This is a genomic window from uncultured Microbacterium sp., from assembly GCF_947632095.1.
In the GTDB taxonomy this organism is placed as follows: Bacteria; Actinomycetota; Actinomycetes; order Actinomycetales; family Microbacteriaceae; genus Microbacterium.
This window is the reverse complement of sequence record NZ_CANROA010000046.1, coordinates 1-13,964: the sequence shown is the minus strand read 5'-3', so window position 1 is coordinate 13,964 and position 13,964 is coordinate 1. Positions and strand designations below refer to the sequence as shown.

The window sequence follows — 13,964 nt, the reverse complement described above, 5'->3', positions numbered from 1 at the left end:
TCCATCTTCAGGGAGACCTCGACTCCTACACGGACAGCGACGCGCTCAACGGACTACACCCTCGTTCGAGAAGAGCCGGTTTTCTTCACGACGGGCGGATGCTTCGGCATCCGCCCGTCGTCGTCGGTAGGGAAAACCCGAATCGAGCTCTCCGGTTTCCTCGGTGTCGTGCGGAAGGCCCGCGGCCTACCTTTGAAGCATGACAACTCATCCCGCTTCCCCGGCACAGGCTCCCGCGCCTCCGCTGCGCCTGTTCCCGACGGTACTGCATCTCGCGGGTCTCGGCGTGATCGGTGCCGTCATCCTCACGGTCTTGAGCACACTGCTCGGCGTCGGTCTCGGTCTCGCACTGGTTTTCGGCGTCGGCCTGATCCTGCTGGTCGGCTTCATCTACGGGCTCTTCGCGACCGGGTGGTTCGAGATCGCACGCGCTTCGGGGCTGTACCACCTCGACCTGGAGCCGTTGCGGTGGCGGGGAAGCCCCCGAAAGGGATTCGGCGGCTGGCTGCACTCCCTGTGGCGTCAGTTGGGGGATGGCCGGATGTGGCGCGCTGTCGCGAACCTTGTGATCGCATGCTTCATGGGTGCTCTCGTGCTGCAGTTACTGGTCATGGTGATCCGTTCGGTGGCGATCGTGTTCGCACCGCTCACGGGCGTGGACAGCGTGATCGGGCCGTTCGGCGTCCCGGCGGCGGCATCGTGGGCGCCGGTGGTCGGGATCCTCGGTGCTGTCCTCGCGATCGCGGCGATCCTCGGTCTCGCTGTTCTGCACCGCACACTGACCCGGGCGATCGTCGTCCCCAGTCGTGAAGCGGAGCTCACCGAGCAGGTGCGCGCCACGAGCGCACAGCGCGAGGGAGCCGTCCGCGCGGCCGATGTCGAGCGCAGCCGCATCGAGCGCGACCTCCACGACGGCGTCCAGCCGCGTCTCGTCTCGGTGGGGATGACCCTGGGGCTCGCGCAGCAGAAGATCGACACGGATCCGGATGCCGCCAAGGAACTCATCGGCGAGGCGCACACCTCCACGAAGGCGGCGATCACCGAACTGCGACAGCTCGCCCGCGGCATCCACGCCTCCGTGCTCGATGATCGGGGTCTGGACGCTGCGCTGTCGGCCCTCGCCGGTCGATCCCACATCCCGGTTCAACTCGACGTTCGCCTGCCGGAGGGCGGCGTCCGCTGCCGGGATGCGGAAGCGGCGGTCTACTTCTCGATCGCCGAGTCGCTCACGAACGCCGCGAAGCACTCCCGGGCCAGCGAATGCCGGGTCATCGTGCGCATGCGCGAGGGCGATGTGCTGTGGGTGCGGGTCGAGGACAACGGACTCGGCGGCGCGCAGATCCAACCCGGCGGAGGCCTGGACGGGATCTCGAACCGCGTGCTCGCGGCCGGGGGCACGTTCCGACTGGACAGCCCTCAGGGCGGACCGACGTCGCTGGAGGTGAGTGTGCCGTGCGCATCCTGATCTGCGAGGATTCCGTCCTCCTCCGAGAGGGACTCATCCGCTTGCTCGAGGATTCCGGCCACGCGGTCGTCGCGGCGCTGCCCGACACGACGATGCTCGGCGAGAGCATCCGGGAGAAGGATCCCGAGCTCTGCATCCTCGATGTGCGTCTTCCCCCGACGTTCACCGATGAGGGCATCCGTGCGGCGCTCGCGCTGCGTTCCACGCATCCATCGCTGCCCCTGATCGTGCTCTCGCAGTACGTCGAGGAGCGATACGCGAGTGAACTCATCGCCGCGGAGGGTGGAGCGCTCGGATACCTGCTCAAGGACCGGGTCGCGGACGTCTCCGAGTTCGTCGCCACGGTCGAGCGGATCGCCGCCGGCACCAGCATCCTCGACCCGGAGGTCGTCGCCCAGCTGCTCACCCGTCGTCATCGTGACGATCGGATGCTGTCGCTCACAGATCGGGAGCGCACCGTTCTCGCGCTCATCGCGGAGGGCAAGTCGAATCAGGCGATCGCCGCGACGCTCTTCCTCTCGGAGGCGAGCGTCGAGAAGAACATCACCTCCATCTTCCAGAAGTTGGGGCTCGAGCAGGACGAGTCGGGAAACCGGCGCGTGCTCGCGGTCCTTGCACACATCGAGAACACCGGCGGATCCGCGAACGGAACGCCCCCGCAGACAGGATCAGGACGATGACCGCTACGAAGAACCCCGCCGCGAAGACCATCGGGATCATCACAGCCGTGATCGGCGGGGTCGCGCTGATCGGTTCGGGAACGCAGGCCGCAGTCGCCTCGGTCCACGCGCTCTCTCACACGGATGACGCGCAGACCGCCGATGTGCGCGGCGTCGAGGCGCTCAGCGTCGACGTCGCCGCCGGCGATGTCATGATCCGCTTCGACGACGTGGAGGACGCGAAGCTCATCGTGAGTGGGGCGCAGCAGGCGAGCTGGGTCCTCGAGCGGGACGACGAGGATCTCGTGCTCCGCGACTCGAGCGGCTGGTTCGGGTGGGGCGGACAGGACTGGTCATGGTTCGGAAGCGGGATCGGCGCTGAGCAGATCGAGCTCGTCCTGCCGAACTCGCTCGCGGGAATCGACGCGGATCTGTCGTTGGGAGCGGGGAGCCTCGATGCGCGCGGCGAGTTCGGCGAGCTCGATCTCGACATCTCCGCGGGTGGCGTCACGATCGACGGATCAGCACGGAGTCTGGACGCGGACCTCGGCGCCGGGGGCGCGGATCTTTCGCTCGCCGACGTCTCCGAGGCGGATATCGCGGTCTCGGCCGGGCGCTTCATCGCCGTCTTCACCGGGGAGGCTCCGCGTTTGACCGAGATCGAGGTCAGCGCCGGTTCACTCGAGCTGTCTTTGCCGGATACCGCGTACGACGTGCGTCAGGAGGTCAGCGCGGGGGTTCTCGACAATCGTCTGCGAACGAGCTCTGAAGCACGAAACTCCGTCGTGGTCAGCCTCTCCGCCGGGACGGCTGTGCTGCGACCCGCCCGGTAGGTCGGGCTCGATTCGGAATCTTCGGAATCTTCGGGTAAAGTTTATGAGGTTGACGGGGCTATAGCTCAGGCGGTTAGAGCGCTTCACTGATAATGAAGAGGTCCCAGGTTCAAGTCCTGGTAGCCCCACACTTCAATACGAAAGCCACGCGAGGAATCGCGTGGCTTTCGTCGTTCCTGTCTAGTCGCGGTTCATCGCGCATCGGCAGGTCGAGAACCGCCCAGCATCCGGGTGCGCAGAGAATCGTAGATCGGTTCGGAGCGCACGAGGGATGCTGTGAGCACCGCGCATCCGGCGGCGATGATCAACGGCACGGCGAGCACCGTCGCCCCCGTCATCTCGAGCACGATCACCGCCCCCGTGAACGGTGCGCGCACGGTGGCGGCGAAGAACGTCGCCATGCCGACGATCGCGAAGGGGATGGTGAGCGGATCGCCGGGGATGAACCAGGATGCCACTCCGGCGAAGATCGCGCCCCAGAGCGCGCCGACCGCCAGGATCGGGGCGAAGAGCCCGCCCGGGGTGCCCGCCGCGTAAGACAGCGGGCCGAGCCCGAATCGGACGACGACCCACAGCAGCATGATCGGGATCGCGTAGGCGGTGCCGCTGAGCAGCGACTGCACGATGGAGTCGCCATCGCCGGCAAGATTCGGGTCGATGAACAGTGCGCATCCGATCAGGAGCCCGATGATGGCGGCGGTGGCTTCACGTGGCATGCGCGAGAACCGGTCGACTGTTGTGAGGCTGGTCATCACCGCTCGGTTGTACACGGCGCCGAGCAGGCCTGTCATCACTCCGAAGAGAAGGAACAGGGGCAGGACGTCCAAACGAGGCGGATCCAGCTGCACCGTGCTGAAGTCGGTCCGTGTGCCGACGAGAGCCCATGATGTCCAGACCGCGGATGAGACGCCGATCGTCACCGGGACCACTGTTCGCAGGTGGAATGACCGGGTGACCTCTTCGAACACGAACAGCGCACCACCGATCGGGGCGTTGAACGCCACCGCGAGACCGGCCCCGGCGAGGCTTGTCTGCAGTGTGGTGATGTCGGCGCTGCTGCGACGGGTGATCCGGCCGGCTTCGGCACCGATCACCGCGCCCATGTGCACCGTCGGCCCTTCGCGTCCAAGGACGAGGCCGGATCCGAGGGCGAGCAGACTGCCGAAGAATTTCGCGGGCAGCACGCGCAGACGCGGCGCCTCGGCCTGATCGCGTTGAACCGCCTCGATGATCTGGATGCCGCTGCCGCCCGCGCGGGGGACGAAGCGCACGATCAGAGCTGCGACTGCTGCGCAGACGGCCACGGCCAGCATCATCACGATGACTCCGACAGCGCCCAGGTCATGCGCCCAGTCGAGCAGTGACTCACGGAGGTCCTGGGCGCGCAGCAGCGTCCAACGGAACGCGCCGCCGATGAGACCCGTGACCACTCCGGCGATGAGTGCGAGCACTGCGAGGATCGTGAGGGCCCGGCCGGAGGAATCCGGTTCGGAACCCTCCCCCCGAGGATCCGCGACTTTGATCACGGGATCACCATAGCGTCCGGTCTGCCGATGGTGGAGGATCGATCGGCTGCGGCCCGGCGCGGCTCGTTTTGCGCCAGTGCGCGCACCCGGGTAGAGTAGTCGAGTTGGGACACCCCACATGGGGCCTTAGCTCAGTTGGTAGAGCGCCTGCTTTGCAAGCAGGATGTCAGGAGTTCGAATCTCCTAGGCTCCACAGTCAAGAAGAACCCCCGAGGCGAAAGCCCGGGGGTTCTCTCGTTTTGGACCGGTCAGCGGGGGAGGAAGAACCCCAGCGCGAAGAAGATGCAGGCGCACACCGCGAGAATGCCGGCTCCTGCCCAGCGGTAGTCCCGGGCGAGTGCGCGCGCGTACAGCTCGCTGACCTGGTTCGCACGGTTCGGGAATCGGCGCCAGACCCAGGCCATGGCGATGAAGGGTGCGGCAAGGGCGACGAGGAACACGGCGAACGCCAGCAGACGCAGCAGGAGATGCGGTGTCACCGAGGTGGTGACGCGTCCGACGAGGTACATGATCGGCAAAGTCGTGAAGCCGATCACCGAGCTGGACAAGCCGATGAGCAGGTAGGTCCATGGGTGGGACCCCTGCGCATTGTCGGTGTTCGTATCCTTCGTCGGCTTCGGAGCGCGTTCGGGGACGCGCAGCGCCCACACCGCGATGACGATCGCCAATACGAGGAATACGAGACCGGCACCGAGATCGACGGCGCGGTTGAACAGCTCATCGTGAGCGCGCTGCTTCACCGCGCTCACGAAGCTCGTCGGGTTGAACGCCTGCAGGAGCAGGAACAGGGCGCTCGCGCCAATGTAAAGCCCGAGGATCATGGACCCCAGGTGCACCGGTACCGAGGTCTTGCGCGCCAGCATGTCGGCGGTCGCCCCGTACAGGGCCGGGTTCAGCCCCAGGGAGAGTCCGAACCCGATGAGGGAGAGGAGCGCGGTGGCCCACCCTAAGATCTCTGCCATCCCGACGTGCTCCTGTGGACGTATCGCTGGTCGATACGCACCCGAACGGATGCGCCGACGCCCAGTGTACGGGGGCGTGACGCGCCGTTCATCGCCAGGGCGCTGGGGGAAGCATCCGTTCGATTCCTGCACCCGCGCGGAGCACACGCGGGAGATTGGCGGACAGCCCATGCAGGGGCAGTGCGTCGAGGCGGTCCTCCAGCGCGGGCAGACGGTGCTGTGTTCCATGCACCAGCGCCCGAACGGCGTTGAGGAATGCGAGCGGATGCATGTCGAGTGCGCTATGGCCGTTCTCGATTTCAACGAGCACACCATCCGGTGCCGTGTCGACAGCGCGTTGGGCGATCACGGGAGGGGTTCGCAGGTCCCGACGGCCGCTCAGGGCGACGAGCGGCCAGTCGAATGCGGCGATCTCCTTCGTCAGGTCGTAGGGGGCGCCGGAGAACGGCGGGAAACGATCGGCGAGACGTGCATAGGTCAGCGCGGGATCGAGCGGGAGACCATCCGCCTCTCCCCCGTAGCCGAGCTCGCGGAAGCCGATGGCGCCCACCGTGTCGAACTCGTAGAAGCCGGGGATGCGGATGATCGATTCGTCTCGTGCTGCATAGATCCCGAGTCCCCGCCAGACGGCGCTCCAGGGATGCCGGAGCTTCGCCTCCGCGATGGCGATCACCAGGTCATCGCCGCCGAGTTCGAAAGCCGCACGAATCCCGTCGAGCAGAGGGCGGTCCGGTACGCCCTCGGCCGCCAACGCGTGCACGGCGGAAGCGACGGCGGTATCGGCATCCCAGAAATGCGCGCGGATGATCTCGCGCTCGATCCGCATGTCATCGGTGGATTGCAATGCGGAGTCGAGCAGCATCCCTGCGACACGGGTCGGATGCTGCGCACCGAATGAGCCGGCCAGATAGCTGCCGTATGACGATCCGGCGATATACGCGCGTTCGACGCCCTCTGCATCCAGGACCGCGGCGATGTCGTCGACGACATCGCGGATGCGCATGGCCGACTGCGGAAGCCGGCGCCCGTGCCTGTCATCGCGGGAGAAGCCCACTCCGCGATGATCGATCATGATGACGTCGAGACCGCCCTGAGCGGCCCGACGGCGCAGGGCCCGATACGGAAGGATCGAGCCGAGGCCGGGGCCGCCCGGGATCACGACGGTGGGATGGGGCGTGCGAGGCCCGGTCCGGACATATGCGGAGGTGAAGGCCGGACCGTTCGCGTCCGCGGGGCGAAGCACTCGTCTCATCGTGAGGATGCTACCCGCACACGCCGCGGTCGGCCGTTATCCACAGGTGTTAACAAGGTTGTTAACAAGGGGCCGGGAGTGTTAGACAGTCCACTGCGGCGGGGCCGGTGGCTCGTTCCGCTCGGGGCGACGGTCCAGATCGGGGTGCACATCGCGGTGCGCGGCGATGTCGCGCACGTTCTTCTGGACGGAGATCGCGGCGAGCAGACCGAGAAGACCGTCAGGTAGAAGCCCTTCTCTGACAGAAGCACGTTCCGGTCGGCCGAGTGCTTCTTGCTTGTGGCGCTCAGACATGATGTCCCCCCTGGGTATCAGATCAGGAATCAAAGAACTCCTGATTGGCAATGAACATAGCCACCTATATATTCCCTAGGGGGGATAAATCCTCGCGCTTCTGTTCGACGTAGAATCGGAGAGTGCTCATCGGTCTCATGCGTCCTGTCGAGGTTCAGACCTTCGACGTCGAATCCGCCGATCTCGCCGGTGTCCAGAATCAGCTCGAAGCGCTTCGCCCCGAGGGGTTCGACCTCATCTCGGCCCCCGTGCGCATGATCAAGGGCGCTCCGGTGCTCGAGGCGACCGGTACGTTCGCGCGCCGCGATGGCATCCGGGAGATCGAGGGCGACGACATGGATGCACTCCTGGCCCAGGTCCCCGACGGATGGCAGCTGCTCAGCGTGCGCAGCGCCGGCTGACCCGGAGGCCAGCCGGCAGCGCTCAGGCACGACGTTCGCGTACACCCGCGGCGAGCTGAGACAGTGCTGTGGTCGTCGACTCCCACCCCATGCAGGCATCCGTGACGCTCTGTCCGTAGGTGAGACGGGTGCGTCCGGCGTCGATATCGAGCTTCTGCGCTCCGGCGACCAGGTTGCTCTCGAGCATGACGCCCGCGATCGCCCGGCCGTCGGCGGCAATCTGCGCCGCGATCTCACGGGCGACCTCCGCCTGACGGATGTGATCCTTGCCGCTGTTGGCGTGGCTTGCATCGACGACGAGACGCGGCGTCAGCATCGCAGCATCCAGGCGCTGAGCCGCCTGGAGAACGGTTTCTGCGTCGTAGTTGGGACCATCCGCGCCGCCGCGCAGAATGACCGCGGTGTCGGGGTTTCCGGTCGTGGAGACCAGGCTCGCACGCCCGTCCGCACCGATGCCCAGGAACGCCTGCGGGCTGGATGCGGCGGTCGCGGCATCCAGCGCCACCTGCAATCCTCCGTCGGTTCCGTTCTTGAAACCGATCGGCATCGACAATCCCGACGCCAGCTGACGGTGGATCTGGCTCTCGGTCGTCCGCGCGCCGATGGCGCCCCAGGTGATGAGGTCGGCGGTGTACTGGGGGCTGATCGGCTCCAGGAACTCGGTCGCGCACGGCATTCCGAGCGCGGTCACATCGCGCAGGAACGCGCGTGCCATGCGCAGCCCCGTTTCGATGTCATGGCTGCCGTCGAGGTGCGGGTCGTTGATGAGGCCCTTCCATCCGACGGTCGTACGGGGCTTCTCGAAGTAGGTGCGCATGACGATCAGCAGATCGTCGCGGTGCTTCTCGGCCTCCATCATGAGGCGCCCGGCGTATTCGAGACCTGCTTCCGTGTCGTGGATCGAGCAGGGGCCTGCGACGACGAGGAGACGGTCATCCTGGCCGTTCATGATGGCGCGCACCTCGTCGCGGGTGCGGGCGACCAGTGCGGTGCGCTCATCACCGATCGGAAGCGTCTCGCTGAGTTCTGCCGGGGTGGGAAGAGTCGTAAACTTCGCGACGTGCAGGTCGCTGGTCGCTTCGGCGGTATCGATGGTGTTCATGGGTCCTGTCCTGTGATGAGGGCGGACCCGGATTCAGAGCCCGCCGAAACGGCGAAAGCCAGAGCAATGCTCTGGCTTGTCGGCTCTGAAGGGGTCGGTAGACGCTACATCGGCGTCGGCCCCTCCAGAGCCGACTCGAAATACGCATACCAACGGGTTGTCATGCGAAAGAACATACCCCATTCCCGGGGCTGTCGGATCCACATGACGGTCGATGACGCTGATAGTCTTCACGCGCGCCTTGTGGGAAGGCGTCCTGAACAGGAAAGGGAATCAGTGAAGATCAATACCGCTGCCGCGCTGGCAGCCCTGGGAATCGTCGTCGTGCTGTCGGGCTGCGCGGCATCGGAGACGCCGACGCAGAAGACCCCGGATGCCGTTGCGGAGACCCCTGCTGCGGAGGACCCCAGCGATGAGCCAACCTGGGCGGCACCGGCCATCTGCCAGGACATCGACCTGACTCCGGATGTGATCGTGCCGGGAAGCGTGCTGGGCGGTTGCGTCGCTGAGGCGCTGCCCAGTTTCGTGACCGGCAAGGAGTTCGTCGAGACGAGCATGCAGTCCGGCGAGGTCGTGTTCCGCTACCGCGGCACCGAACTGGACATGCAGGGCGGTTTCGATGGCGACGCTGGCACCACGCAGTTCACGATGCTCGACGGGACGATGTGGATGGATTCCGGTTCCGGCTGGGTCAAGGGCGATGTGAACTCGGATGACCAGGAGGCGCAGATGATCGGCGCGACGGCTGAGATCTTCCGAACCTACGCCGACCCGGTCCACTACGCGGACCTCATCAGCGCGGGCGCCGAATGGCGAGTCGGCGCGGCCGAGAGCGTGACACTGGGGAACGGCGAGAACATCGAGGCCTACCCGATCGCCGTCACCGCTCCCTTCACCTGGAACGACATTCCGGTCACGGCGTCGCTCGCTTGGTTCGCCGAGGGCTGGGTGCCCGTGGGCGTGCGGGGCACGGTCGAGATGTTCGGAATGACCGAGACGACGACGCAGACCTGGTACGAGCTGGGCGAGCCGGTGGAGATCGTTCCGGTCGAGTGATTATGGGATGCTGGCCCCATGAATCTGCCTCACGATGATGTCGACCCCGATGGCCTGCTCGAGTACTCGGTGGTGTTCACCGATCGCTCGTTGAACCACATGTCATCGCGCTTCATCGATTCGATGCAGCAGATCCTGAATATTCTGAAAGAAGCATATAATGCGGAGGGTGCCGCCATCGTCCCCGGTGGCGGCACCTACGCCATGGAGTCGGTCGCTCGCACGCTCGCGACCGGCCGTCGCGCGTTCGTGATCCGCAACGGACTCTTCTCCTACCGGTGGTCGCAGATCCTCGAGGGGGGAGGCATCAGCGAAGACGTCACCGTGATGATCGCCCGCCCGGAGTCCGAGCACGTGCAGGCGCCGTGGTCGCCGGCGCCCATCGAGCAGGTCGTCGCCGCGATCCGCGCACGCAGACCGGAGGTCGTCTTCGCACCGCACGTAGAGACCGCGGCCGGCATGATCCTGCCGGACGACTACCTGCGGGCCGTGGCGGAGGCGACTCACGAGGTCGGCGGTGTCCTCGTCCTCGACTGCATCGCGTCCGGCGCGATGTGGGTCGACATGGATGCCGTCGGCGTGGATGTCCTGATCAGCGCGCCGCAGAAGGGCTGGAGCGGCACCCCTTCCGCGGGGTACGTGATGCTGAACGCCGCGGGGCGGGCAGCGGTCGAGACATCCGGATCGACGAGCTTCGCGCTCGATCTCGGCCGTTGGCTGGCGATCGCCGACGACTACCGGGACGGCAAGGCCGGCTATCACGCGACCATGCCCACGGACGCGCTGGTACGCAATCTCGCGGCGATGATCGAGACGCGCGACCGCGGCTTCGCGCAGCTCCGTGCGGCGCAGACCGAGCTCGGCGCCCGTGTGCGCAGCCTGCTCGCCGAGCACGGACTGCCCTCCGTCGCGGCATCCGGCTTCGACGCCCCCGGCGTCGTCGTCGTGCACACGGACGACCCGGCGCTGAAGAGTGGTGCGGCATTCCGTGCTCAGGGGCTGCAGATCGCCGCAGGAGTGCCTTTGCACTGCGATGAGCCCGAAGGGTTCTCGACGTTCCGCATCGGACTCTTCGGACTCGACAAGCTCGCGGACGTCGACGGCACCGTGGAACGGCTGCGTCGGGCCCTCGACGTCATCGAACGTTAAGGTCCGCCGCGATGCCAGTAGGGTGAACGCATGGATCTGCGGGTCGCAGCGTACGCCGTCATCACGGACGACGACGGTCGTGTCCTGCTGGCGCGGTGGACCGAGGGCCGTCGCATCGCGTGGACGATGCCGGGCGGCGGACTCGAATCCGGTGAGGACCCGATCGACGCCGTGCGCCGTGAGGTCCGTGAGGAGACCGGTTTCGATGTTCGCGTCGACGAACTTCTCGGGGTCCACTCACGGGTGATCCCCGCGGGAAGGCGCGTGCCGCGGTCGCGGGTCCCGCTGCACACGCTGCGCATCGTCTACCGGGCGACGATAACGGGTGGGAGCCTTCGCTTCGAGAAGAACGGGTCGACCGACATGGCCGCCTGGTTCGCTCTGCCCGAGGTGAAGCCGCTGCAGCGGGTCAAGCTCGTCGACATCGCACTGCGGATGGCGGAGATCCTCTAAGAGCGGGGCTTCTCCGGCTCGGAGATGTCTGCGACCGTTGCGCCATAGGAGGAGATCAGGGCGTCCGCGTCGACGAAAAGGCTGTACCCGTGGGCGCCGGCGCCCATCGCGATGCGCCGGCCGACGATGGATGAATCTGCGTACATCGGCCAGTCCGTGGAGCTGCCGATGGGCACGATGGTTCCTCGTTCGTAGCCCGTGGCGGCCAGCGCCAGCTCGGGCTCGGGAAGGCGCAGCTTGTTCACTCCGACGAGCGCGCGCAGCTTCGGCCAGGAGATCGATCGTCCGCCCGGCACCAGCGCGAACAGATACGTGTCGTCGGAGCGCTTGACCACAAGCGTCTTCACGATGTCCGACGGTGCGATACCGAGAAGTGCGGCGGCCTCGTTCAGACTCCTCGCCTCGGGGCGCTCGCGGACCTCGATGTCGAGGCCGCGCTCTGCGGCGGCCTCGACGACGCGAGAGGTCACGCGTCGGGCGCGGACAGCGGGTCGTCGGCGACCCAGAGCTCGTCGTCGGTGCGCAGCGCCTGCCAGGCGGCGTAGAGCACGCCGATGCCTGCAGCCACACCGAGGACGATCGCGACGACCGAGCCGAGGCCCGGACCGCGCTTGACGGGGGCGGGCTGGTGCGTGAGGCCGAGGCGCTTGGCGTTGGCGACGTCCCAGGCGGACAAAGCAGTGCCGACGACACCGCCGACGGCGGGCACGACCTTGCTGTCGACGATGTGGCGTCCGAACTTCACGCCGCGGTCGACGGTGGGGGCCACGCGACGGTTGTAGGTGTCTTGCACGACAGGGAGAACCTGCTCGCGGCCGACGTTTCCGAGCTGTCGGCTGGCTTCACGAGCCACATCCGCGGCGTTTCCGACGAGCACCTGCTGGGCTTCCCAGAGATCGGTGGCGTCGCTGCGCAGGCGGCGCAGTTCCTTCTTGCGCTTTCGGGTCAGGCTCACAATGTTCTCCTATCGATTGGAGTACGGGTTCCCCATCTTGCCAGACGTCACCCGATAGGGGCTCAGATTCTCCCGTGGGTTGCCCGGGATATTCCACACTGCCGAGCGGCCGGGCGCGTCCAGGCTCTGAGACAATGGGTGTATGGCTCAGCACTCGCACGTCGCAACCCTGCACACCAACCACGGCGACATCGTCATCAACCTCTTCGGTGACCACGCCCCCAAGACCGTCAAGAACTTCGTCGGCCTGTCCGACGGCACCCAGTCCTGGACCCACCCCGCCACCGGCAAGCCGGGCGAGGGCCCCCTTTACAAGGACGTCATCTTCCACCGCATCATCCCGAACTTCATGATCCAGGGCGGCGACCCGCTCGGACAGGGCATCGGCGGCCCCGGTTACAACTTCGACGACGAGATCAACACGGAGCTCAACTTCAACGAGCCCTATATTCTCGCGATGGCCAACGCCGGCCTGCGCCGCAACGCCATCACCGGCAAGGCCGAGGGCACCAACGGCTCGCAGTTCTTCATCACGACCGACCCGACGCCGTGGCTGCAGGGCAAGCACACGATCTTCGGCGAGGTCGCCGACGACGCCTCGAAGAAGGTGGTCGACGCGATCGCCGCCGTCCGCACCGCTGCCGGCGACCGTCCCGTCGAGGACGTCGTGCTGCAGTCGGTCGACATCGTCACCGTCTGATCCTCCGAGGCTCTGGCCGATCCGGATGACCACACCCGAGTTCGCGAGCAATCGCGAGAACTTCTGTTACCGCCATCCGGATCGCCAGAGCTTCGTGCTCTGTCAGCGCTGCACGCGCACGATCTGCCCGGAGTGCATGACTCAGGCGCCCGTCGGCGTGATCTGCCCCGAGTGCATGGCCGCTGAGCGCAAGAACCGCACGCCCGCGCAGAAGCGCGCGCAGCGCCAATGGCGCCGGCGCTCCCCCGCTGCGCTCTCAGCCGTCCAGGCCGGCAAGCCCGTGGTGACCTACGGGATCATCGCCGTCACCGCCTTCGTCTACCTGCTCCAGCTGGTGCCCGGATTCGACGTCGCGTCCCTCCTGCGCTTCTGGATCGGCTATCTGCTTCCCGAGCTCTCCGGAGCGCCCTTCCAGCCCTGGCGTCTGGTCACGGCCATGCTCGTGCACGGCGGGATCCTGCACCTCGCGCTGAACATGCTCGCGCTCTGGATGATCGGGCGTCAGCTCGAGCCGATGCTCGGGAGATGGCGCTTCCTCACCCTCTACGTGCTCAGCGGTGTGGGCGGATCTGCGCTGTTCGGCATCCTCTCCCCCGGCAGCGCCACGGTCGGGGCATCCGGCGCCGTCTTCGGGCTCTTCGGCGCCCTGCTCGTCATCGGCCTGCACATCGGGGCGAACATGACCGGACTCTTCGTCCTGCTGGGCATCAACCTCGTGATCGGCTTCGTCCCCGGCTTCGGCATCGCCTGGCAGGCGCACATCGGAGGAGCGATCGTGGGCGCGCTCATCGGGCTGATCGTTCTGCGTACCCGCAAGCGCAGTCAGCGCACCGCGCAGATCCTGCTGCTGATCGGCGTCGCAGCGGCCCTCCTGTTGGTAGTTTTCGTCGTCGCGCCATGGGTGCTGGGTTAACTGTCCTGGTCAGAAGTTGTTAACAGAGTTGTCCACCCCTGTGAATAACAAGCGTGTAATTCTCCCCAGGTGTGGATAGTCCTGTGGATAACTTCGTGGAAAACCTGTGAAGAACAGAAAAACGGCCTCCCACTCGAGAGCGGGAGGCCGTGAAGGTCAGGATGCCGGTCAGCGCCAGCGCGTCGTCATCAGGAAGCCGATCATCGCGATGCCCAGGCCGATCGCCAGGTTCCACGAGCCGATG

General features: G+C 66.4%; 17 protein-coding genes and 2 tRNA genes. 12 read left to right on the top strand and 7 right to left on the bottom strand.

The features are described from left to right. Window positions 1-199: 199 nt before the first annotated feature. From Q0Z66_RS10360 to Q0Z66_RS10345, 4 genes are all read left to right on the top strand, one after another. Window positions 200-1,465, top strand: coding sequence for a sensor histidine kinase (locus tag Q0Z66_RS10360; RefSeq protein WP_298040815.1), 1,266 nt, complete (start codon window positions 200-202; stop codon window positions 1,463-1,465). Then, window positions 1,453-2,145 (top strand): response regulator transcription factor, encoded by a 693-nt coding sequence (locus tag Q0Z66_RS10355; protein ID WP_298040813.1) that lies wholly within the window; start codon window positions 1,453-1,455, stop codon window positions 2,143-2,145. The genes Q0Z66_RS10360 and Q0Z66_RS10355 overlap by 13 nt, the downstream gene beginning before the upstream one ends. Further along, window positions 2,142-2,957, top strand: a complete 816-nt coding sequence (locus tag Q0Z66_RS10350; protein WP_298040811.1) for a hypothetical protein — start codon at window positions 2,142-2,144, stop codon at window positions 2,955-2,957. Before Q0Z66_RS10355 ends, Q0Z66_RS10350 begins: the two co-directional genes overlap by 4 nt. Before the next feature lie 54 nt (window positions 2,958-3,011). Beyond that, window positions 3,012-3,085: transfer RNA gene (locus Q0Z66_RS10345), tRNA-Ile, on the top strand. Between the two features lie 63 nt (window positions 3,086-3,148). On the opposite strand, the gene Q0Z66_RS10340 is transcribed toward Q0Z66_RS10345, so the two are convergent. Then, window positions 3,149-4,483, bottom strand: coding sequence for a ClC family H(+)/Cl(-) exchange transporter (locus Q0Z66_RS10340; protein WP_298040810.1), 1,335 nt, complete (start codon window positions 4,481-4,483; stop codon window positions 3,149-3,151). 120 nt (window positions 4,484-4,603) lie between these two features. On the opposite strand from Q0Z66_RS10340, the gene Q0Z66_RS10335 reads away from it, so the two are divergent. Next, window positions 4,604-4,676, top strand: a tRNA-Ala gene (locus Q0Z66_RS10335). Between the two features lie 55 nt (window positions 4,677-4,731). On the opposite strand, the gene Q0Z66_RS10330 is transcribed toward Q0Z66_RS10335, so the two are convergent. Continuing rightward, window positions 4,732-5,445, bottom strand: a complete 714-nt coding sequence (locus Q0Z66_RS10330) for a hypothetical protein (protein ID WP_298040808.1) — start codon at window positions 5,443-5,445, stop codon at window positions 4,732-4,734. A gap of 88 nt (window positions 5,446-5,533) precedes the next feature. Then, window positions 5,534-6,697, bottom strand: a complete 1,164-nt coding sequence (locus tag Q0Z66_RS10325; RefSeq protein ID WP_298040806.1) for an alpha/beta fold hydrolase — start codon at window positions 6,695-6,697, stop codon at window positions 5,534-5,536. A 78-nt stretch (window positions 6,698-6,775) separates the two neighbouring features. Between Q0Z66_RS10325 and Q0Z66_RS10320 the strand changes: the two genes are divergently transcribed. Together Q0Z66_RS10320 and Q0Z66_RS10315 are read left to right on the top strand one after the other, a co-directional pair. Next, entirely contained in the window at window positions 6,776-6,925 is a 150-nt protein-coding gene (locus tag Q0Z66_RS10320) for a hypothetical protein (protein ID WP_298040804.1), read from the top strand. Between the two features lie 188 nt (window positions 6,926-7,113). Next, window positions 7,114-7,392: a hypothetical protein gene (locus Q0Z66_RS10315; RefSeq protein ID WP_298040802.1), complete on the top strand. Its 279-nt coding sequence runs from the start codon at window positions 7,114-7,116 to the stop codon at window positions 7,390-7,392. Window positions 7,393-7,414: 22 nt separating this feature from the next. Here the strand turns inward: Q0Z66_RS10315 and Q0Z66_RS10310 are convergent, their stop codons facing one another. After that, on the bottom strand, window positions 7,415-8,494 hold the full coding sequence (locus tag Q0Z66_RS10310) for a 3-deoxy-7-phosphoheptulonate synthase (protein ID WP_298040800.1): 1,080 nt from the start codon (window positions 8,492-8,494) through the stop codon (window positions 7,415-7,417). Between the two features lie 276 nt (window positions 8,495-8,770). On the opposite strand from Q0Z66_RS10310, the gene Q0Z66_RS10305 reads away from it, so the two are divergent. Genes Q0Z66_RS10305 through Q0Z66_RS10295 form a run of 3 tightly spaced genes read left to right on the top strand, consistent with a single transcriptional unit; the run spans window position 8,771 to window position 11,152 of the window. Next, window positions 8,771-9,550 (top strand): hypothetical protein, encoded by a 780-nt coding sequence (locus tag Q0Z66_RS10305; RefSeq protein ID WP_298040799.1) that lies wholly within the window; start codon window positions 8,771-8,773, stop codon window positions 9,548-9,550. Window positions 9,551-9,568: 18 nt separating this feature from the next. Further along, a complete protein-coding gene (locus Q0Z66_RS10300; protein ID WP_298040797.1) occupies window positions 9,569-10,699 on the top strand; it encodes an aminotransferase class V-fold PLP-dependent enzyme in 1,131 nt (376 codons plus the stop codon). A gap of 30 nt (window positions 10,700-10,729) precedes the next feature. Next, entirely contained in the window at window positions 10,730-11,152 is a 423-nt protein-coding gene (locus Q0Z66_RS10295; protein WP_298040795.1) for an NUDIX domain-containing protein, read from the top strand. Here the strand turns inward: Q0Z66_RS10295 and Q0Z66_RS10290 are convergent. Next, window positions 11,149-11,622: an aminoacyl-tRNA deacylase gene (locus tag Q0Z66_RS10290; protein ID WP_298040794.1), complete on the bottom strand. Its 474-nt coding sequence runs from the start codon at window positions 11,620-11,622 to the stop codon at window positions 11,149-11,151. The genes Q0Z66_RS10295 and Q0Z66_RS10290 overlap by 4 nt on opposite strands. Then, complete coding sequence (locus Q0Z66_RS10285; RefSeq protein ID WP_298040792.1) at window positions 11,619-12,107, bottom strand: DNA helicase; 489 nt, start codon at window positions 12,105-12,107, stop codon at window positions 11,619-11,621. Before Q0Z66_RS10285 ends, Q0Z66_RS10290 begins: the two co-directional genes overlap by 4 nt. A gap of 142 nt (window positions 12,108-12,249) precedes the next feature. On the opposite strand from Q0Z66_RS10285, the gene Q0Z66_RS10280 reads away from it, so the two are divergent. Next, window positions 12,250-12,807: a peptidylprolyl isomerase gene (locus Q0Z66_RS10280; RefSeq protein WP_298040790.1), complete on the top strand. Its 558-nt coding sequence runs from the start codon at window positions 12,250-12,252 to the stop codon at window positions 12,805-12,807. 136 nt (window positions 12,808-12,943) lie between these two features. Continuing rightward, the gene (locus Q0Z66_RS10275) at window positions 12,944-13,720 is read left to right on the top strand and encodes a rhomboid family intramembrane serine protease (RefSeq protein WP_366938986.1); all 777 of its coding nucleotides are present in this window, start codon (window positions 12,944-12,946) and stop codon (window positions 13,718-13,720) included. A gap of 168 nt (window positions 13,721-13,888) precedes the next feature. Here Q0Z66_RS10275 and Q0Z66_RS10270 read toward each other — a convergent pair whose 3' ends face one another. Further along, window positions 13,889-13,963 (bottom strand): cell division protein CrgA, encoded by a 75-nt coding sequence (locus tag Q0Z66_RS10270; protein ID WP_298040817.1) that lies wholly within the window; start codon window positions 13,961-13,963, stop codon window positions 13,889-13,891. Window position 13,964 lies beyond the last annotated feature (1 nt).

Excerpts from the sequence above, each read along its gene's own strand:
- Q0Z66_RS10360 (WP_298040815.1), top strand. The coding sequence starts at position 200 with ATGACAACTCATCCCGCTTCCCCGGCACAGGCTCCCGCGCCTCCGCTG.
- Q0Z66_RS10350 (WP_298040811.1), top strand. The coding sequence starts at position 2,142 with ATGACCGCTACGAAGAACCCCGCCGCGAAGACCATCGGGATCATCACA.
- Q0Z66_RS10330 (WP_298040808.1), bottom strand. The coding sequence starts at position 5,445 with ATGGCAGAGATCTTAGGGTGGGCCACCGCGCTCCTCTCCCTCATCGGG.
- Q0Z66_RS10325 (WP_298040806.1), bottom strand. The coding sequence starts at position 6,697 with ATGAGACGAGTGCTTCGCCCCGCGGACGCGAACGGTCCGGCCTTCACC.
- Q0Z66_RS10310 (WP_298040800.1), bottom strand. The coding sequence starts at position 8,494 with ATGAACACCATCGATACCGCCGAAGCGACCAGCGACCTGCACGTCGCG.
- Q0Z66_RS10300 (WP_298040797.1), top strand. The coding sequence starts at position 9,569 with ATGAATCTGCCTCACGATGATGTCGACCCCGATGGCCTGCTCGAGTAC.
- Q0Z66_RS10295 (WP_298040795.1), top strand. The coding sequence starts at position 10,730 with ATGGATCTGCGGGTCGCAGCGTACGCCGTCATCACGGACGACGACGGT.
- Q0Z66_RS10280 (WP_298040790.1), top strand. The coding sequence starts at position 12,250 with ATGGCTCAGCACTCGCACGTCGCAACCCTGCACACCAACCACGGCGAC.
- Q0Z66_RS10275 (WP_366938986.1), top strand. The coding sequence starts at position 12,944 with ATGACTCAGGCGCCCGTCGGCGTGATCTGCCCCGAGTGCATGGCCGCT.